Source organism: Cryobacterium sp. MLB-32 (assembly GCF_000738085.1).
GTDB lineage: Bacteria > Actinomycetota > Actinomycetes > Actinomycetales > Microbacteriaceae > Cryobacterium.
In genome coordinates, this window is record NZ_JPRS01000030.1 from 1 (window position 1) to 24,991 (window position 24,991).

Here is a 24,991-nt window from a genome sequence, read left to right on the forward strand (position 1 = left end):
CYTCTGCGTCGTTGACATACCCCATTCTCCCACGAATAGAACAGATAAGCGAGGTATTCTCAGATAAGGACGAGAGAAATCGAAGATATCTTCCTTTATTGAGGGTGATCGTTCCCATGCAGCGCCGAGGCGGCGATACCGGTCCTAGGCGTCCTTCAAATCGATGCCCTTTGTCTCCTTCATCATCACGCAGGCCACGGCCGTGCAGACGCAGAGGGTCATCACGTAGGCCCCGGAGAGCCAGCCGACGTCGAGCGAATTGAACAGTGCATTGAGGTACGGGGCTGTGCCGCCGAATACCGCGACGGAGATCGAGTACGCGAAGCCGATGGCCTTGGTGCGAACCCGGGTGGGGAAGTTCTCGGCGAGCACCGCGGCGAGCAGGGCTCCGGGAATGGCCACGATCACGAGGGCCGCGGCCGATGCGATCAGCAGCGTCCATCCCGCGCTTGTGATCATGGCGTTGAGCGGAATGGAGACCACGATCATCAGGATCGAGAACGAGATCATCATCGGTCGGCGCCCCACCCGGTCAGAGAGCATTCCCCAGAGGGGCAGTGAGACGAGCGCAATCATCTGCGCGACCATGGTCACCCAGAACGCCGTGTCGGGGTTCATCCCCTTCTCGGTGATGGCGTAGGTCGAGGCGTACGAGGTCCATGTGTAATGCGCCGCCGTAATTCCTGATGTCATCGCAATCATCAGCAGGATGGCGCGGGTCACCTGCGATCCCGATCGTTTCGCCCGCACTGCCGGTGCTGGTTGCGCTGCTGACTTATGGGCGTGGAAGACCTCGCTTTCCTCCATGTTGCGCCGCATGTAGAGTGCTGCGAGGGCAAGAAGGGCGCCGAGCACGAACGGGATGCGCCATCCCCACTCGGCCACACTGCTCGTGCTGAGCACGGTCGTGACACCGCCGGCCACGGCGTAGGCGAGTACCGAGCCGCCGAAGATAGCCACGAACACCACGCTTCCCCACAGCCCGCGTCGGCTCTTGGGAGCGATCTCGGCCACGTACGTGTAGACCGTCGCCGATTCGCCGCCGTGGGCGAATCCCTGAAGCATGCGCACGAGCACGAGGATCACGGACGCCCAAGCGCCGATCGCACCGTACGTTGGCATAATGGCGATCGCCAGACTGCCACCCGCCATCATCAGCATGGTCGTGACGAGCACGATCTTGCGCCCATGCCGGTCGGCCATGTGCCCGAACACCACCCCGCCGAGCGGCCGCATCAGAAAGCCGACGGCGAAGACGGCGAGGGTCGCCAACAACGCTGACACCGGGTCGTCGGAGTTGAACATCGCCGCGGCGATGAATGGCGCGAAGACCGCGTAGGCGCTCCACTCGTACCATTCGAGCACATTGCCGAGAACGCTCGAGAACAACGATTTTCGTTTTGACCCGGACCCGGACCCGGCCGCGGACTCGCCGGGATTCGCCCGGTCAGGTAGCAACGGGGTCGACAACCGGGGAGTGGATGCTGATGCGTGCGTCATGAAAAGAGGCTCCTTTGCCTGGTTTTGCGCGTGCGGAACGGAGGCGGCACGCACGCTCTGATCGAGATCGAGATCGAGATCGAGATCGAGATCGCGGCCGCCCTGAGGCCTTGATGCTGTGGGTCAGTACCCGATGCCGGCCGCGCGGCCGGCGAATTGCCGGGCGCCGTCGAGAAGCCGGGGGATCCCCTCGCCCAGAGACGGGCCGAACGAGGTGTCGTCCGGGCGCTCGCCGTTGAGCCAGCGCGTATAGATCGCCTCGCAGAAAATCGAGGCCTTCCAGAGGGCGAGGGCCTGATACCAGTTGAGGTCACTCAGATCGAGCGGCATCTGCTCGCGATACCGGTCGACGAGCTCAGCGCGGTTCAGGTAACCCGCCAGGCGGGTTACGCCGGTGAGTTCGAGCGGGTTGGGGGCACTGCCGGGTTCGGAATAGGTGGCGGTGAGATACCCCAGATCCGCGAGCGGATCGCCGACCGTGGCCATCTCCCAATCGAGAATGGCCAGAACGCGGGCAGGGGCGTCGGCGGCGAACAACAGATTGCCGGTGCGGTAGTCGCCATGGATCACCGTCGCAGCCTGGGTCTGCGGAATGTTTTCGCCGAGCCATGCGCCGATCCGGGCCACGTCGGGAAGATCACGGGTGGTGTTCAGGCTCCACAGGCTGCCGAAGCGTTCGACCTGGCGGCGTAGGTAACCGTCTGGCCGGCCGAAGGAGGCGAGCCCGCCCTCGGTCACGGGCACCCGGTGCAACTGCACGAGGGCGTCGACCACGGCCGCGCTCGTGGCCGCGCGCTGCTCCGGGGCGCCGAGCAGAGCCGGGACGTCAGCGGCGATCGTTATTCCGCTCAGAAAACTCATCACGTAGAAAGGAACCCCGAGCACTGATTCGTCGGCGCACACCGCGAGGATGCGCGGCACCGGAACCCCCTCCGCCGAGACCAGCTGTTGGATGCGGGCCTCCCGAACCATGTCGTGGGTTGACCGGGGCAACGGGGGACGTGGCCCGCGCCGCAGCACGAAGACCTCGACGCCGCGCTCGATCCGGTACGTGACGTTCGACTGCCCATCGCCGATTCGTGCCCAGCGCAGGGGCCCTGCGCCGAGGCCGCGCGCATCGAGGAACTCCTCGACGGCGTCGACGATCAGGAGGGGAGGGGAGGCGAGGCGCGCGGCATCCGCTCTGCTGCGCACGACCTCGACGCCGTCGGGAACGTTCAGCATCAGAACTCCTCGCCGACATCGGCCAGGTACGGTTCGCCGGCCGCCACGGCTGCCGCCCGGCGAGCGGATGCCCGGCGCGAGATCGCCCACTTGTGCGTCTCATTCGAGCCGTCATAGATGCGGAAGGGGCGCACCTCGTTGAGGTAGGAGGCGAGGGGCAGATCGTCGGAGACACCGTCGCCGCCGCAGAGTTGCACGCAGCGATCGATCACCCGGTAGACCGCCTCCGACACGTACACCTTGGCAACCGACGACAGGGCCGAGCCCGCCTTCGGATCTGCTGCCAGCAGCAGGGCGGTCTTGGTGATGATGGCATCAGAGGTTTCGATGTCGATCACACTCTGGGCGATGAGCTCCTGGGCGAGCCCGAGGTTCTTCATGGGCGAGCCGAAGATCTCCCGGCGCTCGATCCGATCGAGCGCGATGTCGAGCGAGCGACGGGCGAGGCCCAGCCAGCGCATGCAGTGCGTGAGCCGTGCGGGTCCGAGGCGCACCTGGGCGTAGGTGAAGCCCTTGCCGACCTCGCCGAGTACCGCCGAGTCCGGCACGACGCACTCATCGAAGGACACGTGCGGGTGCCCGCCGTCGATGGCCCGGTCCATGGTGTGAATGAGCCTGCCCACCCGCACGCCCGGATTGGAGAGGTCCACGAGCAGCATGGTTGCGCCGGCGGGGGAGTCATCCGTCGCCTCGGTGCGGGTCATCACAATGCAGAAATCGGCGAGGAGGGCACCGCTCGTGAATCGTTTGTGGCCCGTGATCGACCAGCCTCCGTTGATCTTGGTGGCTGTCGTGCGCAGGGCGGCCGGGTCGGAGCCTGCCCCGGGGTGCGGTTCCGTCATACCGAAACACGACCGAGTATCGCCCTGCGCAAGCGGCACGAGGTAGCGCTGCTTCTGCTCCTCGGTGCCGATGAGGGCGAGCATGTGCATGTTCCCCTCGTCGGGAGCCATGCAATTGAGCGCGCTCGGGCCGATCAGCGAGTAGCCGGCCTCCTGGAAGATCGCCGACCAGTGCTCGATCGGCAGCCCCTGGCCGCCGAACTCCGGCGACACGTGCGGGGCGAAAATCCCCGCCTCCTTCGCGGCCGTCTGCAAACGGATGCGCGTGGCCGCGTCGAGCGCTTCGCCCGGCCGTGGCTCGGCGGGGATGACGGTGGTGCGGACGAAGTTGCGGGTGCGCAGCCGCAGGTCTTCGAGGTGTTCGGGCGAGATGTCTTGGGGTGAATCGGTCATGCGCGTGGTCCTTTCGAGCGAAGGGGGAGGTTCAAGCGACGCCGCCGGCGGCGAGCAGGCCGCCGTCGAGGTTCAGTACCTGACCGGAGATCCAGGCGGCATCATCGGAGGCGAGGAAGGCCACGGCGGCGGCCACGTCGTCGGGTACGCCGAGCCGGCCAAGGGGGTACTGCGCGGCGACCTCGGCTTCCCTGCCCGCGTAGAGCGCCTTGGCGAATTGGGTCTTCACTACGGCCGGCGCCACCGCGTTGACGCGCACGGTGGGTCCCATCTCGGCCGCGAGCGTGCGGGTCAGGTGCGCGATCGCGGCCTTCGTCACGCCGTAAAAGCCGATGCCGGGAGAGGCGGTCTCGCCCGAGACCGACGACATGTTGATCACCGAGCCGCCCCTGGCCCCGAAATCTAGCTCGGGGTGGTGCACCACGTCCTGGATCCAGGCGAGCGTGCCGAACAGGTTCACCTCGGTGATCTTGCGGGCGGCCTCGAGATCGAGGTCGACGAGGGGACCGTAGACCGGGTTGATGCCCACATTGTTCACGAGGATGTCGAGGGCGCCGAATTCGCGCGCCACGGTGTCGAGCACCTCCAGACGGTGCTCGGGGTCGTGGGACTTGCCGGCTACGGCGATCACGCTCCCGGCGGGGAACTCGGCGAGGCACTCGTTCAGCGGCTCGGCGTTGCGCGCCGTGATGCACACCCGAGCGCCTTCCGCTACAAGCCGATGCGCGATGGCGAGGCCGATCCCGCGGCTGGCTCCGGTGACCAGGGCGGTTCGGCCCTCCAGACGGTGGCACGAGGGGGCTGTCATGAGTTTCCTTTCCCGCGCAGCGCCGCGCGGCGAATCTTTCCGGTCGGTGTCTTGGGCAGATCGTGGATGATGCGGATGGAACGGGGGTATTTGTAGGCGGCCAGCCGCTCCCGGGTGAACTCGACCAGCTCGTTCTCCGTGGCGTGCGTGCCTGCTTTCAGCGAGACGAAAGCCACCACGGTTTCGCCGCGGTAGGCATCCGCTTCGCCGATCACGGCGGCTTCGTGAACGGATGGATGCGCGTACAGCGCGTCCTCCACCTCCCGCGGCCACACCTTGAATCCGGAAACGTTGATCTGGTCCTTGAGCCGGTCGACCAGATACACCCAGCCGTGTTCGTCGATGATGGCCACGTCTCCGGTACGCAGCAAGCCGCCGGGCATAGCCTCGGCGCTGGCGGCCGTGTTGTTCCAGTAGCCGGGAATGACCTGCGGTCCGGCGAGTTCCAGCTCGCCCTGCTCGCCCGCGGGCAGGAGAGTTCCGGTGGCGTCGAGGGTGCGCGCTGTCATGTTCGGCAGGAGTCGTCCGATCGAGAGCGTGCCGCTCGGGGCATGAATTGGGGCGAGACTGCCGGGTGGCACGGCGATGACGCCCGACGTGGTCTCCGTCATGCCGTAGGCATTGTGGATATAGACGCCGAATCGGTCACGGAACCGGTCCACCGTGGCCGGAGGGATCGGGGCCCGCCGGAGTACAGGGTTTTGACCGATGCGAAGTGCTCGGGTGCGGCCTGCGGCAGCTCGAGGAGCGCGTTGAACACCGTGATCGACCCGATCGTGTACGTGATGCGATGACGGGCGAAGGCCTCGAGCACGAGCTCGGGGTGGAACCGGCCGGTGAAGACCAGCGTGGTGTCGGTGATGAGCGAGATCGCGCAGTTGATCACGGCTCCGGTGATGTGAAACAACGGCGCCACCGCGAGCACGACGTCGTTCGGGGCGAGTCCGACCCACTCGCTGAAGGTCGTGGCCACCTCGAGCACGTTGCCGTGCGTGTTCATGGCGCCCTTGGGCGGGCCGGTGGTTCCGGAGGTGTAGCTGAGCAGGGCCAGGTCGGTGCGGCCTAGGCAGATCGCAGCGGGCTTTCGCCCCGCGTGCAGTCGGATCAGGGCGGCCATGTCAGAGACGGTGGATGCCCCGGCATCCGCGCGTGCAGTCGACCCGGTATCCGCAACGAACGCCGCATCCACCGGTGCTGCCGCTGGAGGGAAGGCCCGGGGGTCGTCGTCGGTCTGGAAGTCGCGCGCGGAGGTGCTGATCAGCCACCGCACCGTGCCGTTCGCAACCGTGTCGCGCGTCTCCGCCACGTCCGTGTCGGTGCAGATGATGCCGATCGCGCCGGAATCGTCGATCAGCGACCGTAGCTCCGCGTGTTTGTACATGGGGTTCAGGAGCAGTGGAACGGCGCCGAGTTTCCACAGGGCGAGCAGTGCGAGAGCGTAGTGCGGAACATTCTGAAGGTAGAGCCCGACGCGGTCACCGCGGGCCGTGCCGGCCTCGTCGAGGGCCACGGCCAGGGCGTCGGACGCCCGGTCGACCTCAGCGGCGGTCATCTCCGCGTCGAAGTAGCGCAGGGCCACCTGTCGGGGGTTGGCCGCTGTACGCGCCTGCCAGGCTTCGACCAGGGAATCGAATGTCAACAGTGTCACCTTTCTCCCGGCCTCATCGCCGGCAAAACGATTCAAGAGTTCGCTACCGAGCGATCGCTCGGTAGCCTTAGTATTGGGGGAACGGATGTTGTGTGTCAAGATTTCGCACACAATCACTGTTCTCCAAACAGCGAGTCCCAGAGAGCGAGTACCAGTGACGCAGACGAGCGAGTCGGCCGACGCCGGGGGGACGTGGCGAGCCTGGCGCGACTACGGTGAAGGTTCGCCGCCGCCCATGTTGCAGGCCGCGCTGGACTGTTTCGTGGAGCACGGCTACCACGGCACGAAGATTCGCACGGTGGCCGCCCGCGTGGGGCTCTCCGTGCCCGGGCTCTATCATCACTACCCCTCGAAACACGCCCTGCTGGTGTCGATCGTGCGGTTCGCCATGCGCGACCTGCTGGAGCGGTGTGAGAGTGCCCTGGCCGAGGCGGGTCCCTCGATAGAGGAGCGTTTTCGGCTGCTGATCCAGTGCCTCGTGCTATTCCACGCGCATCGCAGTGACCTCGCGTTCATCGCCGCCAGCGAGATCCGCAGCCTCGAAGGCGAGGCACGCAGCGAGCACATTGCTTCCCGTGACCGGCAGCAGCGCATGGTCGACGAGATCATCGACGCCGGGGTCGCGGAGGGCGTTTTCGGCACGGAGTATCCGCGCGAGGCCAGCCTCGCCATCGTGACCATGTGCACCGGCGTCGCCCAGTGGTACCGGCTCGACGGCGCGCTCACGCCGGAAGAACTCGCCCTGCGCTACGACCACCTCGCGCGCCGCGCCCTTGCGTAGCCCAGGGGTGCCGTACCGCCACGCGGCACTTCATTGACGAATGGGCACTCGTCTGGTCGAGTGCCCGCACGCCAAAGGAGTGCCAGAAGGGACGGGGAGGGGGCAGGCTCTAGGCGAACGCCGCCGGCAGCGTGGCGCGGTAACGCGCCTGCAGGTCGGCGAGGCTCACCGAGAACTGGTCCTGGATCTCGAGGGCGTGCAGCTGGGCATCCGTCACTCCGATGCGCAGCACGGGGTACTCGCGGCCCTTGCACAGGCCGAGGAACTTCACGTCGTCCTCGCGCGGCACGCTCACGATGACGCGGCCGGCCGACTCGGAGAACAGGGCGACGGATGCGTCGACGCCGTCACGTTCGCAGATGTCGCCGAGCCATACCCGGGCGCCAACGCCGAAACGCATCACGGCTTCGGCGAGGGCCTGGGCGAGCCCGCCCTCGCTGAGGTCGTGAGCGCTGTCGACGAGCGCTTCCTTGCTCGCGGCGTGCAGCAGCCCGGCGAGGGCGACCTCGCGGCTGAGGTCCACGGCCGGCGGGCGACCGCCGAGGTGGTTGTGCACGACACCGGCCCAGGCCGAGCCGTCGAGCTCTTCGGCGGTGGTGCCGAGCAGGTAGATGTTGTGTCCGTCGTCCTGCCAGCCGCTCGGTGTGCGGCGCCCGACGTCGTCGATCACGCCGAGCACGGCCACCACGGGGGTGGGGTGGATCGGCTGGTCGCCGGTCTGGTTGTAGAACGACACGTTGCCGCCGGTCACCGGAATGCCGAGCTCGAGGCATCCGTCGGCGAGGGCGGTGACGGCCTCGCGGAACTGCCACATGACCTCGGGGTTTTCGGGCGAGCCGAAGTTGAGGCAGTCGCTGACGCCGGCCGGGATCGCGCCGGTGGCGGCCACGTTGCGGTACGCCTCGGCGAGAGCGAGCTGCGCGCCGCGGTACGGGTCGAGCTGGCAGTAGCGGCCGTTCGCGTCGGTGGCGATCGCGAAACCGAGGCCGGACTCCTCATCGACGCGGATCATGCCGCCGTCGTCGGGGAACGCGAGCGCGGTGTTGCCGCCCACGTAGTGGTCGTACTGGTCGGTGATCCAGCTCGGGTCGGCCAGGTTCGGCGAGCCGAGCAGGTCGAGGAACTGGCTGCGCAGCGTCTCGGAGTCGAGCGCTCGGGGCAGAACGGATGCCGTGTCGGCCTGCAGCGCGTCGATCCAGGTGGGGTACGCGAGCGGGCGCTCGTACACCGGGCCGTCGACGGCCACGGTGCGGGGGAGAACGTTGACGATCTCCTCGCCGTGCCAGTTGATGATGAGGCGGCCGGTGTCGGTGACCTCGCCCAGAACGCTGGTCTCCACGTCCCACTTCTTCGTGACGGCGAGGAAGCCCTCGAGCTTCTCCGGCGTGACGACGGCCATCATTCGCTCCTGGCTCTCCGACATGAGGATCTCCTCGGCGGTGAGCGTGGGGTCACGCAGCAGCACCTTGTCGAGCTCGATGAACATGCCACCGTCGCCGTTGGAGGCGAGCTCGCTCGTGGCGCAGGAGATTCCGGCGGCACCGAGGTCCTGGATGCCCTCAACGAGCTTGCCCTGGAACAGCTCGAGGCAGCACTCGATGAGTACCTTCTCGGCGAAGGGGTCGCCCACCTGCACGGCGGGACGCTTGGTGGGGCCGCCGGCGCTGAACGTGTCGGAGGCGAGAATGGATGCGCCGCCGATGCCGTCGCCGCCGGTGCGGGCACCGAACAGGATCACCTTGTTGCCGGCGCCGCGGGCATTCGCGAGGTGCAGGTCTTCGTGGCGCAGCACGCCGACGGACAGGGCGTTGACCAGCGGGTTGCCCTGGTACACGGAGTCGAAGTAGGTCTCGCCGCCGATGTTGGGCAGGCCGAGGCAGTTGCCGTAGAAGGAGATGCCCGAGACCACGCCGTGCACGACCCGCGCGGTGTCGGGGTCGTTGATGTCGCCGAAGCGCAGTGCGTCCATCACGGCCACCGGACGGGCGCCCATCGAGATGATGTCGCGCACGATGCCGCCGACGCCGGTTGCGGCACCCTGGAACGGCTCGATGTACGAGGGGTGGTTGTGGGACTCGATCTTGAAGGTGACGGCCCAGCCCTCGCCCACATCGAGCACGCCGGCGTTCTCGCCCATGCCCACCATGAGGTTCTTCTTCATGGCGGGGGACACCTTGTCGCCGAACTGGCGCAGGTACATCTTCGAGCTCTTGTACGAGCAGTGCTCGCTCCACATCACGGAGTACATGGCGAGCTCGCCCGAGGTCGGGCGGCGGCCCAGGATCTCGCGGATCTTCGCGTACTCGTTGGCCTTCAGGCCGAGGGCGCCGTAGGGCTGCTCCTTCTCGGGTGTCGCAGCGGCGTTCGCAACGGTGTCGGCGACGGCGCGGGAAGGTGTGTTGGAAACAGCGGTCACGTGGCGTTCTCCCAGATATAGCGGATGCTTGACCGGATCAGTCTACCTGTCGTCTTCCGCCCGGCCGATGACGCTCGTCCCCAGCGCATAACTCCTGCAGATTCCGCGCTGGCCGTCATGGTGCCGCGCAATCACGCGGGAATCCCGCTGAGTCATCTCGATGTGCAGGAGTTATGCGCCGTAGGCCGAAGTGGGAGTGGATCAGGTGCCGAGCTGCGGGCGGTCCAGATGCGCGCGGTACCCCTGTGCAGTGGCCCACGGCAGCCAGTTCGCCGGCAGCCAGCTGCCATCGCGCAGCTGGGGGTGTGCGGGGTGGCGGCGCAGCGCCCAGAGCGCGAACATGAGTTCGGTCCATTCCGAGGTGATCCGCCAGGTGATCGGTCCACTCGACGACTGGGCCTGCATGATGACCACGTTGAAGCCCACGACCTGCATGAGGTCGATCGATCCCCAGGTCCACGGGGAAAGGCCCTGCATGGTCTGGATGTAAATTCCATCGTTGGTGACGAACAGTGCGCCGCCGAAGAGCGGCCGCCACGCGTGCTGAGCATCGGCGGAAGCCTGGTTGCGCCGCGACGCGTTGCCGGCGGCGCTCGCCGCGAGCGTTCCGGCCGCCAGCGCGAGCCCGAAGACTCCCGTGCCCCAGACGAACGTCGAGGCCCGGTCGTAGGAGCCGTCGCCGGCGGCATGGAAGGAATCCACCCACAGGTCGCCGACGGCGAGGGCGACCGCACCGTCGGGCAGGGGGAAGAGCGTGTCGATTCGGTGCTCCGGAACCCGGCCCTGCACCGTGTCCGACACAATATGGCACGTGGTCCACAGCGCGGTGTCGGCGGGTAGCCACTCCCGTTTCGGCGGGCGAGCGGGGCCGTGCGGCGGAGGGGTCACCCCCGAAGAGTAGCGCGCCGCACCGCGCGCGCCTACGACGTTCTCAACCGGCCGATGGTCAAGGGGCGACGACTTCGCGGGCCCGCAGATCTTTGCGCAGGATCTTGCCCGATGCGGTCTTCGGAATCACCTCGATGAACTCCACGCGACGCACCTTCTTGTGCGGTGCCACCCGCTCGGCCACGAACGCCATGATGTCCTCGGCCGTGACGGTCACCTCGGCCACGATCACGACGTAGGCCTTCGGGATCTCCTGACCGTCGTCGTCGTTCACGCCGATCACGGCGGCGTCGTTCACGTGCGGGTGCGTCAGCAGCAACGCCTCCAGCTCGGCCGGAGCGATCTGGTAGCCCTTGTACTTGATCAGTTCCTTGCTGCGGTCGACGATGGTCACCTCGCCGAGCGCGTTCACCGTGGCGATGTCGCCGGTGTGCAAAAACCCGTCCTCGTCGATCGCGTGACGCGTGGCCTCCTCGTTGCCGAGGTAGCCCAGCATCACATTCGGCCCGCGCACGAGCAGCTCGCCGCGCTCACTCACCCCCTCGATCGGCAGGTCGATCTCCTCGCCGGTCTCGGCGGAGATGAGCCGGCACTCCATATTGGGTACGGTCACGCCCACCGACGCGCGCGACAGGTGCGGTGCATCGATAGGAATGAGGTGCGTCACCGGGCTCGCCTCGGTCATGCCATACCCCTGCAGCACCCGGCAATCCAGGCGACTGGCCACAGCCGCGGCCAGCGCTCCGTCGAGCGGCGCAGCCCCCGACAGAATCGTGTGCACGGTCGACAGATCGTACGAATCGATGAGCGGATGCTTCGCCACGGCCACCGCAATCGGCGGCGCGATGAACACGTAGGTGCAGCGCTCGTCCTGAATCAGGCGCAGGAACTCCACGAAGTCGAACTTCGCCATCGTCACCAGGGCCGCCCGCTGCTTGAACGCGAGGTTCAGCAGAACCGTCATTCCGTAGATGTGGTAAAACGGCAGCAGAGCGAGCACCCGGTCTTCCGGCACGACGCCGATCAGGTCGCGGGCCTGCTGCACATTGGCCACGAGGTTTGTGTGGCTGAGCATCACGCCCTTGGGCCGTGCGGTGGTGCCCGACGAGAAGGGCAGCACGGCCACGTGCGTGGCCGGCCGGATGTGCACCACGGGCGCCGGGGCGTCCTCTGCCAGCAAGTCTGCGAAGGATGGATGCCCCGCCGCGCCGTCGAGCACGATGAGGTGCGCGTCGTCGATGCCCAGCGCCCGGGCCGCCGTGGCAGCGGCGGGCAGCAGTGCGGTCACCGTGACGAGCCAGGTCGCGCCGGCATCGAAGAGCTGATGTTCGATCTCCTCGGCCGTGTAGAGGGAGTTGAGGGTGGTGACAGTGGCGCCCGCGCGCAGGATGCCGTGGAACACGCTCGTGAAGGCCGGGCTGTTGGGGCTCAACAGGCCGATGACGGTTCCGGCGGCGACGCGACGGGCGGCCAGCGCGCCGGCGACGGCGTTGATCTGCGAGATCAGTTGTCGGTAGCTCGTGCTCTCGCCGGTTTTCCCGTCAACGACGGCGGGGCGCTCGAGGTCGGCCTCGTCGATGTCGCCGAACAGGTAGTCGTAGATGCTGAGGTCGGGAATCTCGACGGGGGCGTAGGGGCTGGTGAACACGAATAATCTCCTTTGATCTTCGGTACGGGCACTTCCCGTTCAGATTACCAAGGCGATCGTGGGGGTGGGCTGGCAGTCATCCCGCCCGATTGGGGGGAATCTTGTGCTCGGGTGACCACGCTATCGTTCTGCTGCCGACCCTTATCGAAAGGCGAAACATGATTTCCGTCACCGAAAGTGTCACGACCGACTTCGAACCGGATGACCTCGAACCCCTTGATGTAGAGATTGTCGTGTTCGACATGGCCGGAACAACCGTGCGGGACGACGGTCTGGTGGAACGTGCATTCGCGCTCGCCGTGAGGTCCGTGGGGCTGGCCACCACCGATGAGGAGCTCGAGGAGGCGCTCGACTTCGTGCGCGAGACCATGGGCCGGTCGAAAATCGAGGTGTTCCATGCCCTCACCGAGGATGACGACGCCGCCCAGCACGCCAACGCGGTGTTCGAGGGCATCTACCTTGAACTGTTGCAGGAAGGTGGCGTCACCGGCATCGAGGGCGCGGAAGATCTGTTCCGCGACCTGCGTGAGGCCGGGGTGAAGGTGGCCCTGATCACGGGTTTTTCGGACAGGACTCAGCAGGCCATCATCGATGAGCTGGGCTGGAACGAGCTCATCGATGTGGCGCTCTCGCCGTCGGACACCGCCCGCGGCCGCCCGTATCCCGATCTGCCCCTCATGGCGCTGTTGCGCGCCGGAGCCACGAACGTGGCCGCGATGGTGGTGGTGGGCGACACCGCGAGCGACATGATCTCCGGCGTCAACGCCGGTGCCGGCCTCGTGGTGGGCGTGCTGAGCGGCGCCCACGACACCGAGATCCTCCAGGAGGCGGGAGCGGATGCCGTGATCGACACCATCGCCGAACTCGCCGAACTTCTCGGCCTCAACGACGACACGTTCTAGCCGCCCGTCAGTCGGCCAGCCCGTCGGTCAGCTCATCGGGCGCACGGTGAGGATTTGCTCGGCGCGGCCGATGGGGCCGGCTTCGTCGTGCAGCACGCTGCTCGTGAGGCCGTGGCCGGCCGGCCCGAATGTGACCGTGGTGTCGAGCCCCACCCACTGACCGGTCGGCTGGCGGTGAAGGTGGATGGTGAGGTCGAGGTTGGGGTACATCCACTCGGTCGGTGACTCGCGAACGGCAACTCCATTGGCCGTGTCCACGAGGGCGATGAAGGCCGCGTGCGGGCTGGTCGGCTCCCCGGCGACGAGGGCGATGTCTGATCGGAGCCAGGCGCTTGTTCGTCCGGGCAGCGGAGGCGCGATGGTCTTCAGCTCAAGCGAGGCGACGTAACCACCGGGCCAGGTGTCGGACATCGACCACGGAGCGGCAGCATCGGACGAGGGCATCGGTACGAATTCACCACCGGCGACGGCGGTGGTGTCGGCGGTCGCGATGAACCACGCGCGGGCGAGCACGGCGGGCCGGCCGGCGATGATCACGGTCGCTTCCACGAGTTCGATGGTGCGTCCGGGGCGGATGGTCTCGACCTGGATCTCGCACTCCTCGGCGGCGAGGAAGCCGAGAATGTCGAAGCTGATGCGCCCGAGCTCCATGCTGTTGACCCCGCCTTCTTTGGCGGCTCGGTGCAGGTCGATGGCGTGCACGATCAGGCCGCCCAGCGGGCTGAAGTGGATCTCGTCGGCATTCCACGCGCCACCGGCATGCTCGGTCGGCCGGTAGCGGCCGGGGGCGATCGGCTCGAAGTAGGCCTTCATCAGCGGCATGCTCCGGACCGCAATCTCGTGGTTCTGCTCATCATGTGTCTTCCGCTTCTCGTTGATCACGTGAATCACCCTGAGTGGGTCAGACCCAGTTTGTGGTCTGTTCACCTGCCGGTTACCCCAGCCCCCATGGCTGTTGGCGTGGTCTGTCTAACGTAGCTGAACGTATCACCCTCGACTTTTGGAAGGTTTCACGTGGCTATCACCAGCTCCCTCTCGCCCAGCGCCCACGCCCGTAGCATCGCTACCAGGGCCGCGATCGCCGCCGGAGCCGCCGCGCTCCTCACCCTGAGCCTCGCCTCCTGCTCCGCGGCCACCGCCGACGCCGCCGGGTCGGGCGACTCCGCGGTGAGCTACGCGGCCGACGAGAACACCCTCGTCTTCGGCGTTGTGCCCGACTCGGTCGACACGCAGACGAATTACCAGCCGCTGATGGACTACATCGAGGCCGAGACGGGCAAGACCGTGGAGTACCACGAGTCCACCGATTACGCGGCCCTGATCGAGGCGGCCATCGCCGGCAAGATCGACGTGGCGTCGTTCTCCGGGTTCACGTACCTCACAGCCACGACCAACGGAGCGGCGATCACGCCGATCTCCTCGATCGTCACCGAGCAGGGTCAGGAGCCCGGTTACTTCTCACAGGCGATCGTTCCGGTCGACAGCCCGATCACGTCCCTCGAGGAATTCGCCGGCAAGAAGGTGTGCTTCGTCGACCCGTCATCGACGAGCGGCTACCTGTTCCCCTCCTACAACCTGCTCGAGGCCGGCGTCGATCCGGTGGCCGACGTGACGCCCGTGTTCGCCGGCAAGCACGACGTGAGCGTGACCAAAGTGGGCGAGGGCAAGGAGTGCGAGGTGGGCTTCGCCGAAGACAGCGAGGTCGCCAAGAGCGACAAGGTCAAGGTCATCGGCGAGACCATGGTGCCCGGCGCTCCGATCGTCGTCTCCGACACGCTTCCCGCCGAGATGAAGACGCAACTCACTGACCTGCTCTCCCAGGTGAGTATCGATGACATCATCGCCTCGGGCATCACGTCCGCCGACACGGAGGCCTTCCGTGCCACGTTCTATTCCACCGAGCCGGTCAACGACGCGTATTACGACACCATCCGCGACATCTGCGTGAAGACGCAGGCCTCGCAGTGCCAGGGCTAGCCGCTTCGTCCACGACGTCGCCCGGCGGCGAGGCCGTGATCGAGGTGCGCAACCTGACCAAGCGCTTCGGCGACACGACGGCGCTGCACGAGGCATCCCTCACGGTGCAGGCCGGCGAGATCATCGTTTTGCTCGGCCTCTCCGGCTCCGGCAAGTCCACGCTGCTGCGCCATCTGGACGGCCTCGAGCTGCCCACGGATGGCGCGGTGCGCGTTCTCGGGCACGAGGTCCCGGCGCTCCGCGGTCGCGCTCTGCGCGCACTGCGCGGCCGGGTGGGCTTCGTCTTTCAGCAGTTCGAGCTCGTGGGGCCGCTCACCGTGCTGGAAAACGTGCTGACCGGCGCGCTGTTTCGCATCCGTGGGCCGCGTCTGGGCCTGTGGAGCTACAGCGGGGGGCACAAGCTTACCGCCCTCGCCCACCTCGACCGCGTGGGCCTGCTCGCCCAGGCCTACCAGCGCGCCGACACGCTCTCCGGCGGTCAGCAGCAGCGGGTCGCCATCGCCCGCGCGCTGATGCAGAACCCGAGCATTCTGCTCGCCGACGAGCCCGTGGCCTCCCTCGACCCGGAGTCGAGCAGCCAGATCATGGCCCTGATCAAGGACATCGCGCGGGATAGCGGTCTCACCGTCGTGTGCAGCCTGCACCAGGTGGATCTTGCGCTCGGCTGGGCAGACCGCATCGTGGGGCTGCGGCACGGGGAAGTCGTGCTTGACACCCCGACAGCGGGAATCAGCAAGGCGCAGGTGATGGAGATCTACGGCCGCGTAGCGACCACGACCGCGGAGCTGGGCGCGATCGCGACAGAGCTCACCGCTCCGGTGTCGCCCGAACCTGTTCCGGCACCCGCGGCTTCATCCTGGACAGAGTCCCGTGACGCTGCCCTCGACCCGCGCACGTCTGCATCGGCCAGGGACAACCGCCGGTGACACTCACGCTGGAACGGCCCGCTGCGGCGCCCGACCCGGGCCCCGCTCCTGAGCGGACGCCACGCCGCCGGGCCGCACCGGAGAAGATCGCGGCGCTCCTGACGCTCGTCGCGCTCGTCGTGGCCTCCGTCGTGTCGCTCGTGAGCATCGACATTTCACTACCGCAGATGCTCGAAAGCTGGTCGAACGCCCAGCGCTTCTTCGACCGGGTGGGTGTGATCAGCTTTCCCGCGCCGGGCGAGTTGCTGTACCTGACGGCGCTCACCGTGGGCTGGTGCTCTGCGGCACGCTGTTCGCCGCGGTCTTCTCGGTGCCCCTCGCGTATCTGGCCGCGGCCAATACCACCCCCGGTCGCGGCTGGATGGCCGCCGCGCGTTTTCTCGGCGTGGCCACCCGGGCCGTCCCCGACGTGGTGCTCGCCATGGTCTTTGTGCTGATGTTCTCCCTCGGGTCGCTTCCCGGAATCCTGGCGATCGGCATCCACTCGATCGGCATGATCTCCAAGATGTTCGCCGATGCCATTGAGCAGATCGACGAAGGGCCGAGGCTCGCCATTCGCGCGACCGGCGGCTCCCGGCTGCAGCAGTTCACGGCGGGCGTGTTGCCGCAGGTGCTGCCGTCGTGGGTGGCCACGGTGTTGCACCGCAACGACATCAACCTGCGCGGCTCGGTGATTCTCGGCTACGTGGGCGTCGCCGGTCTGGGTCTCGAGATGTCGTACGCGTTCAAGTCGCTCAACTACTCGCTTGGTCTGGGGATCGCCCTGGTGATCTTCGCGCTGTGCGTGGTGATGGAGATCGTCTCGAGTGTCGTGCGCACCGCGATGCTCGGCCTGGCACCCACCGGACGCGGACTGGGCGATCGCCTGCTGCGCCGGCTGCCACGCCGCGCCCGCGCCGTTGATGACGTTCGCCGCCCCTGGACCTCCGTGCGCACGCGCAACACCGTGTGGGGGTGGACGGCCGTGGCCGTCGTTGTCGGAAGCGTGTGGATCTGCGACATTCGCTGGGGCGATTTTCTCACCGTCTGGGGATACATTCCCGAGACGGCCGCCAAATTTTGGCCGCCGAGTTTCGGCGCCTATAACGCGGCCGTGATGGTCGAGGCGATGAGCGAGACCATCGCGATCGCGCTCGCCGCCACGATGCTCACCATTGTCGCCTCCGTCGTGATCGGTTCGCTCGCGGCCCGGAATGTGGCGCCGAGCCCGCGTGTTCGGGCCGGCATGCGGCTCGTGCTGGTGTCTATCCGAGGTATCCCCGAGATCATCCTCGCGATCGTGCTCATCGTCGTCACCGGCCTCGGCGCGCAGGCCGGCACGATCGCCCTTGCGATCGGCGGCGTGGGCCTGCTCGGCAAGCTGCTTGCCGACTCGCTCGAAGAGGTGCGGCCCGGCCCGGAGCAGGCGCTCAGGGCCACCGGGGCCTCGCGCACCCAGGTGTATGCGTCCGCGACGGTGCCGCAGGGGATGAAGGCCCTGATCGGGCATAGCTTCTACATGCTCGATACCAACATTCGCGCCGCGACCATCCTCGGTCTCGTCGGCGGCGGCGGGGTGGGCTATTACCTGCTCAACGCCGGCCAGGGATCGCGCTACGACCTCGTCACGACCATCGTGCTGATGATCCTGGTCACCGTGCTCGTCGTCGAGGGACTCGCCATGTGGATGCGGCGGGTGTTCCGATGATGGCGGGATTCGATGTGGCCGTCGTCGGGTCGGGCATCGTGGGACTCGGAGCTGCCCTGGCGGCGGTTGATCGAGGCCTGAGCGTGGTGGTGATCGACCGCGCGAGCGAGCCGAGCGGCGCATCCGTGCGAAATTTCGGGCACCTGTGCTTCACCCCGCAAGACGGCCTGGCCCGGGAATTCGCCCTCGCCTCGCGTGAGATCTGGCTGCGGCTGGCAGCGGATGCGGGTGTCTGGCTGCGCGAATCGGGCACGGTGGTGCTCGCCCGGCACCCGGACGAACTCGCGGTTCTCACGGAATTCGCGCGCGCCTGCGGCACCTCTCCGGCGTTCGCACACGAGCCGGGCCCGGCGCGCCCGGAGGTGGAATTGCTGGGGGCCGCCCAGGTCGATGCGCTCGTGCCCGTGGCCGCCCGGAGTGCGGGCGGCGCGTTCCTGCCCTGGGACCTGCAGGTCAACCCGCGTCAGGCGGCGGGGGCGCTCGCCGCCTATCTCGCCCGCCGGGGAGTGGAATTTCGCCTGCGCACGGCCGTCACCGGCGTGCGCGGTGGCCTGGTCAGCACAACCCGGGGAGCGGTGTCGGCTGGCACGGTGATCGTGGCCGTGAACCACGACATTGACCAGCTCTACCCCGATGTGGCCGAGCGGGCGGGCATCCGTCGCTGCGGGCTCGACATGCTGCGCGTGGATGCCGGGCTGCGCGCGCCACTTCCGGCTCCGTTGCTCACCGGGTGGTCGCTGCTGCGCTACGGCGCGTTCGCGTCGCTGCCCGCGGCCGCGGCGCTCCGCGAGCGGCTGCGCCGTGATTTTCCGGAGTTGGCCGCACTTGACCTCAACCAGATGTACACCCAGCTGCCGGACGGCTCGCTGATTGTGGGGGATACCCACTATCGCGGGGAATCCGTCGTCCCGTTCCAGAATGAAGCGTCCTTCGACGCGCTGTTGCGCCTCACGGGGGAGCTGTTCGGCGTGCCGCGCCCGCGCGTGCTCGAGCGCTGGCAGGGCGTCTACGCCTCCGGAATAAACGACTTCCTGATCGATCGGCCGGAACCGGGCGTGCACCTTCTCGCCGCGACCACCGGCATCGGCATGACCACCGGGCTCGGCCTCGCCGAACGCGTCATCGGCGGCGTCTACGGCGTCGCCTTGTCCACCTCACTGAAAGGTTCCTCATGACACAGACACCAGACCTGTCACCGATCCGGGCTCGCGGCGAAACCCCCGTGCACCCCGCGCAGATCGACGTCGACGAGGTGGATCGCCTCGGTGACGACCTGGTCGCCGCGCTCGACGCGGCCGACGCCCTCGCGACCCGCGATGCGGTGCAGCAGGCGCTGAACGATTTCGACGATTTCGATGACCTCGACGTCGAGCTCGTCGTCTTCGACATGGCCGGAACGACGGTTCGCGATGACGGCCTCGTCGAGCGGGCCTTCGTGCTCGCCGCGCAGCGCAGCGGGATCGCCCCCACGGAAGCCGCCCTCGAGGAGGCGCTCGACTACGTGCGGGAGACGATGGGGCAGTCGAAGATCGACGTGTTCCGCGAACTGACCGACACCGAGTCTGAGGCGCTCGCCGCCAACGAAGCGTTCGAGCTGGCCTACGGCGAACTCATCGCCCGCGTGGGTGTCACGAGCATCGACGGTGCGGAAGATCTGTTCCAGGAACTGCGCGATGCCGGCGTGAAGATCGCGCTGACCACGGGTTTTTCTCGCACCACGCAGGATGCCCTGATCGATTCCCTCGGCTGGGCCAACCTGATCGACCTGAGCCTCTCGCCGGCGGAGGCCGGGCGTGGACGCCCGCACCCCGACCTGCCGCTCACGGCACTGCTGCGCACCGGGGCATCGGGGGTCGCCGCCATGGTCGTGGTGGGGGACACCGCGAGCGACATGCTCTCCGGCACGAGCGCCGGCGCCGGCCTGGTCGTCGGCGTGCGCACCGGGACCCACGACACCGAAACCCTTGAGGCGGCCGGCGCTGACGTCGTGATCGACAGTGTGGCCCACCTCGCCGAACTGCTCGGCCTGCGGGCGGAGTCGATCGGCTAGCCCGATCGATCCGCTAGCCCGATCGAGCCACGCGCCTGGTCGGGCTAGCTGGTGCCGCCGGGCGGGCCCACGGAGAGCAAGGTCGTGAGGATGGCGACCAGGCCGAGCAGGAGAACGGTCGTGAACAGCACCGGGCGCACGAGCATCCAGCGCAGCATCGCGCTCACGCGAGTCTGATCGCGGGGATCGTCGGTGCGAGTGCGGCGCCAGCTGCCGTCCAGCAGACCGCGCTTCTCGAGCCAGCGGTCGAGGGGGATCGTGCCGAACGGAACGATCGCGGTGGCGACGGCGACAACCGTGAGCCGCGGTCCCCAGTGCTGGTTCACGGCCATGAGCACCGCCGTCATGCCGAAGGCGATGAAGACGACCCCGTGCAGGAAGCCGCCCACCTGAACACCGACCTCGCCGACCCGCAGCACGTACTTCATCAACATTCCGGCGATCAGCAGGGACCAGGTGACGGCCTCGGCGATGGCGACCGAGCGAAACAACAAGCGGGGGGACACGTGGATGACACTCCAGAGGTCAGGAACGGTGGGGTGGTACACATCATCGTCGCAGACTTGTCTCCACATCTGCCCGGCCGCCCCTGGGCTCCGCAGGCTGAGCGCCAGCCGTGAAAGGTGCAGTTATGTAAGTTTGCAGTTGCGCAAAAAAGCAGAGCGCGCAAGAATTAACGTCATGGCTACCGAATCGAACGCACCGAACCTGGGGCTCCGCGACCGCAAGCGCCTCGAGACCCGGGCGCGACTGGAAGACGCTGCGGTCACGCTCGTGCTGCGTGACGGCCTCGAGCACACCACGGTGGATGCCATCAGCGAGCTCGCCGACGTGTCGCCGCGAACCTTCTTCAACTACTTCGAGAGCAAGGATGCCGCCATCATCGGCCTCCGGCACGTGGAGGTCGCACCCGAGGACCTCGCTGCCCACTGCGATCGCGTCGACGAGTACGGCACCATCGCGAGCGTCGTGCACCTGCTGATCGCCGTGATGGGTCCGCCGTCTACCCGGGCGACAATGCGTGAGGACCGCCTCGAGATCCTGCGTCGGCACCCGCACCTGATGGCGGCTCAGTTAGCGCAGTTCACGCGCCTGACGGCCGAACTCACCGACGCGGTACAAACGCTTCTCACCCGAGACCCGCGGTTTGACACCGAGAGAGCGGCCGACCGCGCGGCATCCGCTGACCTCGTGCTCGCCCTCTGCGGCGGCGCGGTGCGCACGGCCGTGAAGGAATGGGCCCTGGCCCCCGAAAAACTGAACGACAACAGCACCCACCAGCTTGAACGCCGGGCGAACGCGCTCGCGACAGACCTACTAGAAAGACTCCGATGACCGCAACACTCACCGCGCCACCTGCCAAACCGGCGGCAGTCGCGGCCCCCGGCAAACGTCACATCCTGCTGGTCTTCGCCGGCCTCATGGTGACGATGCTCCTCGCCTCCCTTGACCAGACCATCTTCAGCACCGCGCTGCCCACCATCGTGGGCGAGCTCAACGGCGTCGACCACATGCTGTGGGTGACGACGGCGTACATTCTCGCCTCTACGATCATGCTGCCGGTCTACGGCAAGCTCGGTGACCTCATCGGGCGCAAGGGCCTGTTCGTCGGCGCCATCAGCGTCTTCATTTTCGGTTCCATCGTGGGCGGCCTCGCCCCCGACATGACCTGGCTCATCATCGGCCGCGCCGTGCAGGGTCTCGGTGGCGGCGGGCTGATGATCCTCTCGCAGGCCATCATCGCCGACGTCGTGCCGGCTCGCGAGCGTGGCAAGTACATGGGCATCATGGGCGGCGTCTTCGCCCTCTCGTCGGTGGCCGGGCCGCTTCTCGGTGGCTGGTTCACGGAGGGCATCGGCTGGCGCTGGGCGTTCTGGATGAACATCCCCCTGGGAATCCTCGCCATCATCTCGGCGGTCATGTTTCTGCGCCTGCCGAAGGTGGAGCACGCTCGCCCGAAGCTCGACGTGGCCGGAATGGGGCTGCTGGCCATCGCCTCCACCGGGCTCGTTCTCGTCAGTACCTGGGGTGGAACAACCTACGCGTGGGACTCGCTCATCATCATCGGCCTGATCATCGCCACGCTCGTCGCCGGCGTGTCATTCGTGATGGTGGAACGCCGCGCCGCGGAGCCGATCATGCCGCTGCACCTGTTCAGAGACCGCAACTTCAACCTCACGACCGGCGCCGGCCTCATCATCGGCATCGCGATGTTCGGTGCCCTGGCCTACCTGCCACGTACCTTCAGATGGTGACGGGCGCGAACGCCACCGAGGCCGGGTTCCTGATGATCCCCATGATGGCTGCCCTGCTCGTAAGCTCCATCGTGTCCGGACAGTTGGTGACCAAAACCGGCCGCTACAAGTTGTTCCCCATTGCGGGCACCATCCTGGTGGCCGTCGCGCTCGTGCTCCTGTCCACCATGACCCCCACTCTGCCCATCTGGGTGCTCTGCAGCTACCTCGCCGTAATGGGCCTCGGCCTCGGCCTGAGCATGCAGATCCTCATCCTGATCGTGCAGAACTCCTTCCCGAATTCCCAGGTCGGGACCGCCACCGCCTCGAACAACTACTTCCGCCAGATCGGTGCCTCACTCGGCGCCGCGGTGGTGGGCAGCCTGTTCGTCTCCCGACTCGGAGACCTGCTCGCCGAGCGGATGCCGGCTGTCGCCGGAGCGGGCGGAGCATCGAACTCGTTCACCCCCGGGGTCGTTCGCGACCTGCCCGAGGCTGCGCGCAGCATTATCGTCGGCGCCTACAACGACGCTCTCACCCCGGTTTTCCTCTACCTCGTGCCACTGATCCTCGTGGCCGTCGTACTGCTGTGCCTCGTGAAGGAGAAGCCGCTGGCCACCACGATTGAGCACGACAACGTGCCCGATACGCTTGAAACGGATGGCCTGATCCACCTTCAGGCTCAGACGGCTGATGCCCGGGCCGCAACCGACGACGGTGCGTCAGCGCCCGCCGCATCCGCTCGCCCCTTCGCGCCGAGGAGCTGACCCGGGCGCCGAGCAGACCTACGGCCCCACGGCACGAGCCGTGGGGCCGCAGCCCTGCTCGTACGGCGTGGTTGGCGCGCTGCTAGCGTGAGGCCATGCGCACGCTTCCGCCTCGCCACGACACGTGATCGGCGTCGTCCTGGCCCTCGTCTCTGCGGCGGCGTACGGCATGAGCGACTTTCTCGGCGGGATCGCATCGCGCCGAGTTGCGGCCCTGCGCGTTGTGATCGTGTCGTATCCGATCTCGGCCGTGATCATCGCCGGAGCGGCCGCCTTCGTGGGCGGCGAGTTTTCCTGGCGGTCCATGCTGTTCGGGGCCGCATCGGGTATCGTGATGGCGCTCGCGATGTGGTGGTTCTACATCGCGCTCGCCGAGGGGCCGATGAGCGTCGTCTCTCCGTTGACCGCGGTGATCGTGGCCGGCATTCCCGTGATCGTCGGCGTTGTCAGTGGTGAGCGCCCGTCAGCGATCTCCTATGGGGGTATCGCGCTCGCCCTCGTGGCGGTCATTTTGGTGAGCCGGGAGCCGCCGGGGGTTGTCGACCACACCGTCTCCGGGGCGCGGGCGCCGCGGTTCACCCGCCGGGTGGGGTGGTTCACGGTGGGGGCCGGGGTCTGTTTTGCGCTGAGTTTCGTGTTCACGCATGAAATCGAGGTCGGAACCGGGCTGTGGCCACTGGTGGTGGCGCGCACCGTCGCAACCGTTCTCGTGCTGGCCGTGGCGGCCGGAACCGGGCAGCTGGTCACGCCGCCGCGGGACATCGTCGGGTTCGCCGTGCTCGTGGCGGTGCTGGATGTGATCGGTACCGTGACCACGCTCTACGCCCTGCAGGCGGGATTGCTGTCGCTCGCGTCGGTGCTCATCGCGCTGTACCCGGCGGTGACCGTGGTGCTTGCCGTTCTCGTGCTCAAGGAGCGGGTGGGGAAGGTGCAGGTATGGGGTATGGGCCTCGCACTCGCAGCGATCGTGGCCATCGCCCTGAACGGGTAGATTGTGTGGCCGTCCCAACCGCCCGGGCCTGCGGGATGCTGCTAGCCCGGAGCGGGAGTGTCGAGGGAGATGCTCGACACGGTGAGTCCCCAGCTCACGTTTCCCGCCGGGGTGATCACCACGGCGGCGGTACCGTGGGCGGTGTAGTCGTAGTTCGTGTAACCCTGTATCTCGCCGGGGACGCATGAGAAAACAGACAGATATCCGCCCACGTCCACTGTGACCGTGCCCTGACCCGCGCAGTTGAGCGCGACGATCAGGCCCTCCCCGTTGGCGTCGATCTCACCGCCGAACCCAACGTCACTCGGCAGGCTCGCCCACTGGCTCAGTTGCACCCCCTGGGTTGCCGGCGGTGCGACTGCGCGCTCCTCGGCATCCGTGAACGCGGCCACGAAGAGGCCTTGGGGGGTGAAGGTGAAGGTCTTCTCGATCTCCCTGACGTCGGCATTCCGCGTGACCGTCGAAGGGATCGTCACGGGCGCTTCGAGAACCAGTCCGCGCCGGGCGACCTCGTCGGCCGTGGAACAGCTAGAGAGCGTGAGTCCCGGATCCGTCCGCGCGATCAGGCAATACAGCCCGCTGGACGCCGTGCGGCCGAGGTATACTCCCACGCCCTGTTCCACCGGCGACAGGCCCGAAATGTCTCGAATCGACCCTTCCTGAAATTGGCGGCCCAGATAGGGAATGACCGTGTCGGGGTAGGGCGAGGGGGATTCGAAGGCCTCAAGGGCAGCGGATGCGGGACCCGCGATCGAACCCACCACAAGGGTGGTGACAACGCCTAACGCGAAGGCAGCCACGGCGACGAGCGGAAGCACGAAACGACGGCGGAGCCGCGCGTTCCGTGCCGATGATTCCGAGGTCTGGGGTGACGGATCGTCCGGGCGCGGACCGTCAGTTTTCGGGAGGGGGGCGATGGGCTCGACATTTTCGGGCCGGATCACGCCGGCGCCGGCCCACGAACGCAGTACCCGCAGCCGAAGCTGGGACGGGGTGGTTCGAATCGATTGGCCGGTGACCGGATCAAGGAAGTCGACGGCGGCTTCCGCGCTGCCACTTTTGGAATACACGATTGCTTCCAGCCGAGCGATGTGCGCTGCCAGGTCGGCGTCGTCGACAGGGCTGTGTGCCTCGGCCCACAGTGCCGCTGCCTCGTCTGTGTCCACGCGCTCCCTCGTCGACACCACCCTAGTGAATTCCGGGAACGGTCGGTGACCTGCGCACTGTGCGGGGTGTCCACCTTTGTGCGGACTATACATAGGCAGTGAGAAAAGTTAGCGTTGCTAAAGAGTTGGCCATGATCGCGGGG

General features: G+C 67.2%; 22 protein-coding genes and 1 pseudogene. 11 read left to right on the forward strand and 12 right to left on the reverse strand.

Translation table 11 applies throughout. The annotated features are described in order from the left end of the window. Positions 1 to 144 precede the first annotated feature (144 nt). The 6 genes and pseudogenes from JF66_RS05270 to JF66_RS23495 all read right to left on the reverse strand — a co-directional run. A complete protein-coding gene (locus tag JF66_RS05270; RefSeq protein ID WP_081882163.1) occupies positions 145 to 1,500 on the reverse strand; it encodes an MFS transporter in 1,356 nt (451 codons plus the stop codon). Positions 1,501 to 1,623: 123 nt separating this feature from the next. Next, complete coding sequence (locus JF66_RS05275; RefSeq protein ID WP_035876084.1) at positions 1,624 to 2,724, reverse strand: phosphotransferase family protein; 1,101 nt, start codon at positions 2,722 to 2,724, stop codon at positions 1,624 to 1,626. Continuing rightward, positions 2,724 to 3,959 (reverse strand): acyl-CoA dehydrogenase family protein, encoded by a 1,236-nt coding sequence (locus tag JF66_RS05280; RefSeq protein ID WP_035876086.1) that lies wholly within the window; start codon positions 3,957 to 3,959, stop codon positions 2,724 to 2,726. Before JF66_RS05280 ends, JF66_RS05275 begins: the two co-directional genes overlap by 1 nt. Before the next feature lie 31 nt (positions 3,960 to 3,990). Beyond that, entirely contained in the window at positions 3,991 to 4,767 is a 777-nt protein-coding gene (locus JF66_RS05285) for an SDR family oxidoreductase (protein WP_035876088.1), read from the reverse strand. After that, on the reverse strand, positions 4,764 to 5,150 hold the full coding sequence (locus JF66_RS25220; protein WP_369797955.1) for a hypothetical protein: 387 nt from the start codon (positions 5,148 to 5,150) through the stop codon (positions 4,764 to 4,766). The genes JF66_RS05285 and JF66_RS25220 overlap by 4 nt, the downstream gene beginning before the upstream one ends. A gap of 87 nt (positions 5,151 to 5,237) precedes the next feature. Further along, positions 5,238 to 6,319 (reverse strand): annotated as a pseudogene (locus JF66_RS23495) (class I adenylate-forming enzyme family protein); the annotation flags it as partial. A 250-nt stretch (positions 6,320 to 6,569) separates the two neighbouring features. Here JF66_RS23495 and JF66_RS05295 point away from each other — a divergent pair. Further along, positions 6,570 to 7,196, forward strand: a complete 627-nt coding sequence (locus JF66_RS05295) for a TetR/AcrR family transcriptional regulator (RefSeq protein ID WP_035876090.1) — start codon at positions 6,570 to 6,572, stop codon at positions 7,194 to 7,196. Positions 7,197 to 7,305: 109 nt separating this feature from the next. Here JF66_RS05295 and purL read toward each other — a convergent pair whose 3' ends face one another. The 3 genes from purL to JF66_RS05310 form a co-directional block, all read right to left on the reverse strand. Next, positions 7,306 to 9,612: a phosphoribosylformylglycinamidine synthase subunit PurL gene (purL, locus tag JF66_RS05300; protein ID WP_035876091.1), complete on the reverse strand. Its 2,307-nt coding sequence runs from the start codon at positions 9,610 to 9,612 to the stop codon at positions 7,306 to 7,308. A gap of 201 nt (positions 9,613 to 9,813) precedes the next feature. Beyond that, the gene (locus JF66_RS05305; RefSeq protein WP_156109664.1) at positions 9,814 to 10,500 is read right to left on the reverse strand and encodes a hypothetical protein; all 687 of its coding nucleotides are present in this window, start codon (positions 10,498 to 10,500) and stop codon (positions 9,814 to 9,816) included. 58 nt (positions 10,501 to 10,558) lie between these two features. Continuing rightward, the gene (locus JF66_RS05310; protein WP_035876096.1) at positions 10,559 to 12,148 is read right to left on the reverse strand and encodes an AMP-binding protein; all 1,590 of its coding nucleotides are present in this window, start codon (positions 12,146 to 12,148) and stop codon (positions 10,559 to 10,561) included. Positions 12,149 to 12,306: 158 nt separating this feature from the next. Here JF66_RS05310 and JF66_RS05315 point away from each other — a divergent pair, with 158 nt between their 5' ends. Beyond that, a complete protein-coding gene (locus tag JF66_RS05315) occupies positions 12,307 to 13,050 on the forward strand; it encodes a phosphonatase-like hydrolase (protein WP_081882165.1) in 744 nt (247 codons plus the stop codon). A 27-nt stretch (positions 13,051 to 13,077) separates the two neighbouring features. On the opposite strand, the gene JF66_RS05320 is transcribed toward JF66_RS05315, so the two are convergent. After that, positions 13,078 to 13,932: a thioesterase family protein gene (locus JF66_RS05320; RefSeq protein WP_231556297.1), complete on the reverse strand. Its 855-nt coding sequence runs from the start codon at positions 13,930 to 13,932 to the stop codon at positions 13,078 to 13,080. A 132-nt stretch (positions 13,933 to 14,064) separates the two neighbouring features. Here JF66_RS05320 and JF66_RS05325 point away from each other — a divergent pair, with 132 nt between their 5' ends. From JF66_RS05325 to JF66_RS05345, 5 genes are all read left to right on the forward strand, one after another. Beyond that, positions 14,065 to 15,027, forward strand: a complete 963-nt coding sequence (locus tag JF66_RS05325; protein WP_231556298.1) for a phosphate/phosphite/phosphonate ABC transporter substrate-binding protein — start codon at positions 14,065 to 14,067, stop codon at positions 15,025 to 15,027. Between the two features lie 35 nt (positions 15,028 to 15,062). Beyond that, positions 15,063 to 15,953: a phosphonate ABC transporter ATP-binding protein gene (gene phnC / locus JF66_RS05330; protein WP_369797956.1), complete on the forward strand. Its 891-nt coding sequence runs from the start codon at positions 15,063 to 15,065 to the stop codon at positions 15,951 to 15,953. A 274-nt stretch (positions 15,954 to 16,227) separates the two neighbouring features. Next, positions 16,228 to 17,640 (forward strand): phosphonate ABC transporter, permease protein PhnE, encoded by a 1,413-nt coding sequence (gene phnE, locus JF66_RS05335; RefSeq protein WP_231556299.1) that lies wholly within the window; start codon positions 16,228 to 16,230, stop codon positions 17,638 to 17,640. Continuing rightward, the gene (locus JF66_RS05340) at positions 17,637 to 18,815 is read left to right on the forward strand and encodes a TIGR03364 family FAD-dependent oxidoreductase (protein ID WP_035876145.1); all 1,179 of its coding nucleotides are present in this window, start codon (positions 17,637 to 17,639) and stop codon (positions 18,813 to 18,815) included. The genes phnE and JF66_RS05340 overlap by 4 nt, the downstream gene beginning before the upstream one ends. Continuing rightward, entirely contained in the window at positions 18,812 to 19,690 is an 879-nt protein-coding gene (locus JF66_RS05345) for a phosphonatase-like hydrolase (RefSeq protein WP_035876099.1), read from the forward strand. Before JF66_RS05340 ends, JF66_RS05345 begins: the two co-directional genes overlap by 4 nt. Before the next feature lie 44 nt (positions 19,691 to 19,734). Here JF66_RS05345 and JF66_RS05350 read toward each other — a convergent pair whose 3' ends face one another. Next, positions 19,735 to 20,265 (reverse strand): DUF3817 domain-containing protein, encoded by a 531-nt coding sequence (locus JF66_RS05350; RefSeq protein ID WP_231556300.1) that lies wholly within the window; start codon positions 20,263 to 20,265, stop codon positions 19,735 to 19,737. Positions 20,266 to 20,371: 106 nt separating this feature from the next. Here JF66_RS05350 and JF66_RS05355 point away from each other — a divergent pair, with 106 nt between their 5' ends. The 4 genes from JF66_RS05355 (at position 20,372) to JF66_RS05365 (ending at position 23,682) form a co-directional block, all read left to right on the forward strand. After that, the gene (locus JF66_RS05355) at positions 20,372 to 21,025 is read left to right on the forward strand and encodes a TetR/AcrR family transcriptional regulator (RefSeq protein ID WP_051973153.1); all 654 of its coding nucleotides are present in this window, start codon (positions 20,372 to 20,374) and stop codon (positions 21,023 to 21,025) included. Then, positions 21,022 to 21,945: an MFS transporter gene (locus tag JF66_RS25225; RefSeq protein ID WP_369797953.1), complete on the forward strand. Its 924-nt coding sequence runs from the start codon at positions 21,022 to 21,024 to the stop codon at positions 21,943 to 21,945. Before JF66_RS05355 ends, JF66_RS25225 begins: the two co-directional genes overlap by 4 nt. After that, positions 21,942 to 22,691 (forward strand): MFS transporter, encoded by a 750-nt coding sequence (locus JF66_RS25230; RefSeq protein WP_369797954.1) that lies wholly within the window; start codon positions 21,942 to 21,944, stop codon positions 22,689 to 22,691. Before JF66_RS25225 ends, JF66_RS25230 begins: the two co-directional genes overlap by 4 nt. Positions 22,692 to 22,815: 124 nt before the next feature. After that, complete coding sequence (locus JF66_RS05365; protein WP_081882168.1) at positions 22,816 to 23,682, forward strand: DMT family transporter; 867 nt, start codon at positions 22,816 to 22,818, stop codon at positions 23,680 to 23,682. Between the two features lie 41 nt (positions 23,683 to 23,723). On the opposite strand, the gene JF66_RS05370 is transcribed toward JF66_RS05365, so the two are convergent. Continuing rightward, the gene (locus tag JF66_RS05370) at positions 23,724 to 24,848 is read right to left on the reverse strand and encodes a hypothetical protein (RefSeq protein WP_035876103.1); all 1,125 of its coding nucleotides are present in this window, start codon (positions 24,846 to 24,848) and stop codon (positions 23,724 to 23,726) included. Between the last annotated feature and the right edge of the window lie 143 nt (positions 24,849 to 24,991).

Excerpts from the sequence above, each read along its gene's own strand:
- JF66_RS05280 (WP_035876086.1), bottom strand. The coding sequence starts at position 3,959 with ATGACCGATTCACCCCAAGACATCTCGCCCGAACACCTCGAAGACCTG.
- JF66_RS05340 (WP_035876145.1), top strand. The coding sequence starts at position 17,637 with ATGATGGCGGGATTCGATGTGGCCGTCGTCGGGTCGGGCATCGTGGGA.
- JF66_RS05350 (WP_231556300.1), bottom strand. The coding sequence starts at position 20,265 with ATGTGGAGACAAGTCTGCGACGATGATGTGTACCACCCCACCGTTCCT.
- JF66_RS05345 (WP_035876099.1), top strand. The coding sequence starts at position 18,812 with ATGACACAGACACCAGACCTGTCACCGATCCGGGCTCGCGGCGAAACC.
- JF66_RS05270 (WP_081882163.1), bottom strand. The coding sequence starts at position 1,500 with ATGACGCACGCATCAGCATCCACTCCCCGGTTGTCGACCCCGTTGCTA.
- JF66_RS25220 (WP_369797955.1), bottom strand. The coding sequence starts at position 5,150 with ATGCCCGGCGGCTTGCTGCGTACCGGAGACGTGGCCATCATCGACGAA.
- JF66_RS05285 (WP_035876088.1), bottom strand. The coding sequence starts at position 4,767 with ATGACAGCCCCCTCGTGCCACCGTCTGGAGGGCCGAACCGCCCTGGTC.
- JF66_RS05355 (WP_051973153.1), top strand. The coding sequence starts at position 20,372 with ATGGCTACCGAATCGAACGCACCGAACCTGGGGCTCCGCGACCGCAAG.
- JF66_RS25225 (WP_369797953.1), top strand. The coding sequence starts at position 21,022 with ATGACCGCAACACTCACCGCGCCACCTGCCAAACCGGCGGCAGTCGCG.
- JF66_RS05275 (WP_035876084.1), bottom strand. The coding sequence starts at position 2,724 with ATGCTGAACGTTCCCGACGGCGTCGAGGTCGTGCGCAGCAGAGCGGAT.
- JF66_RS05315 (WP_081882165.1), top strand. The coding sequence starts at position 12,307 with ATGATTTCCGTCACCGAAAGTGTCACGACCGACTTCGAACCGGATGAC.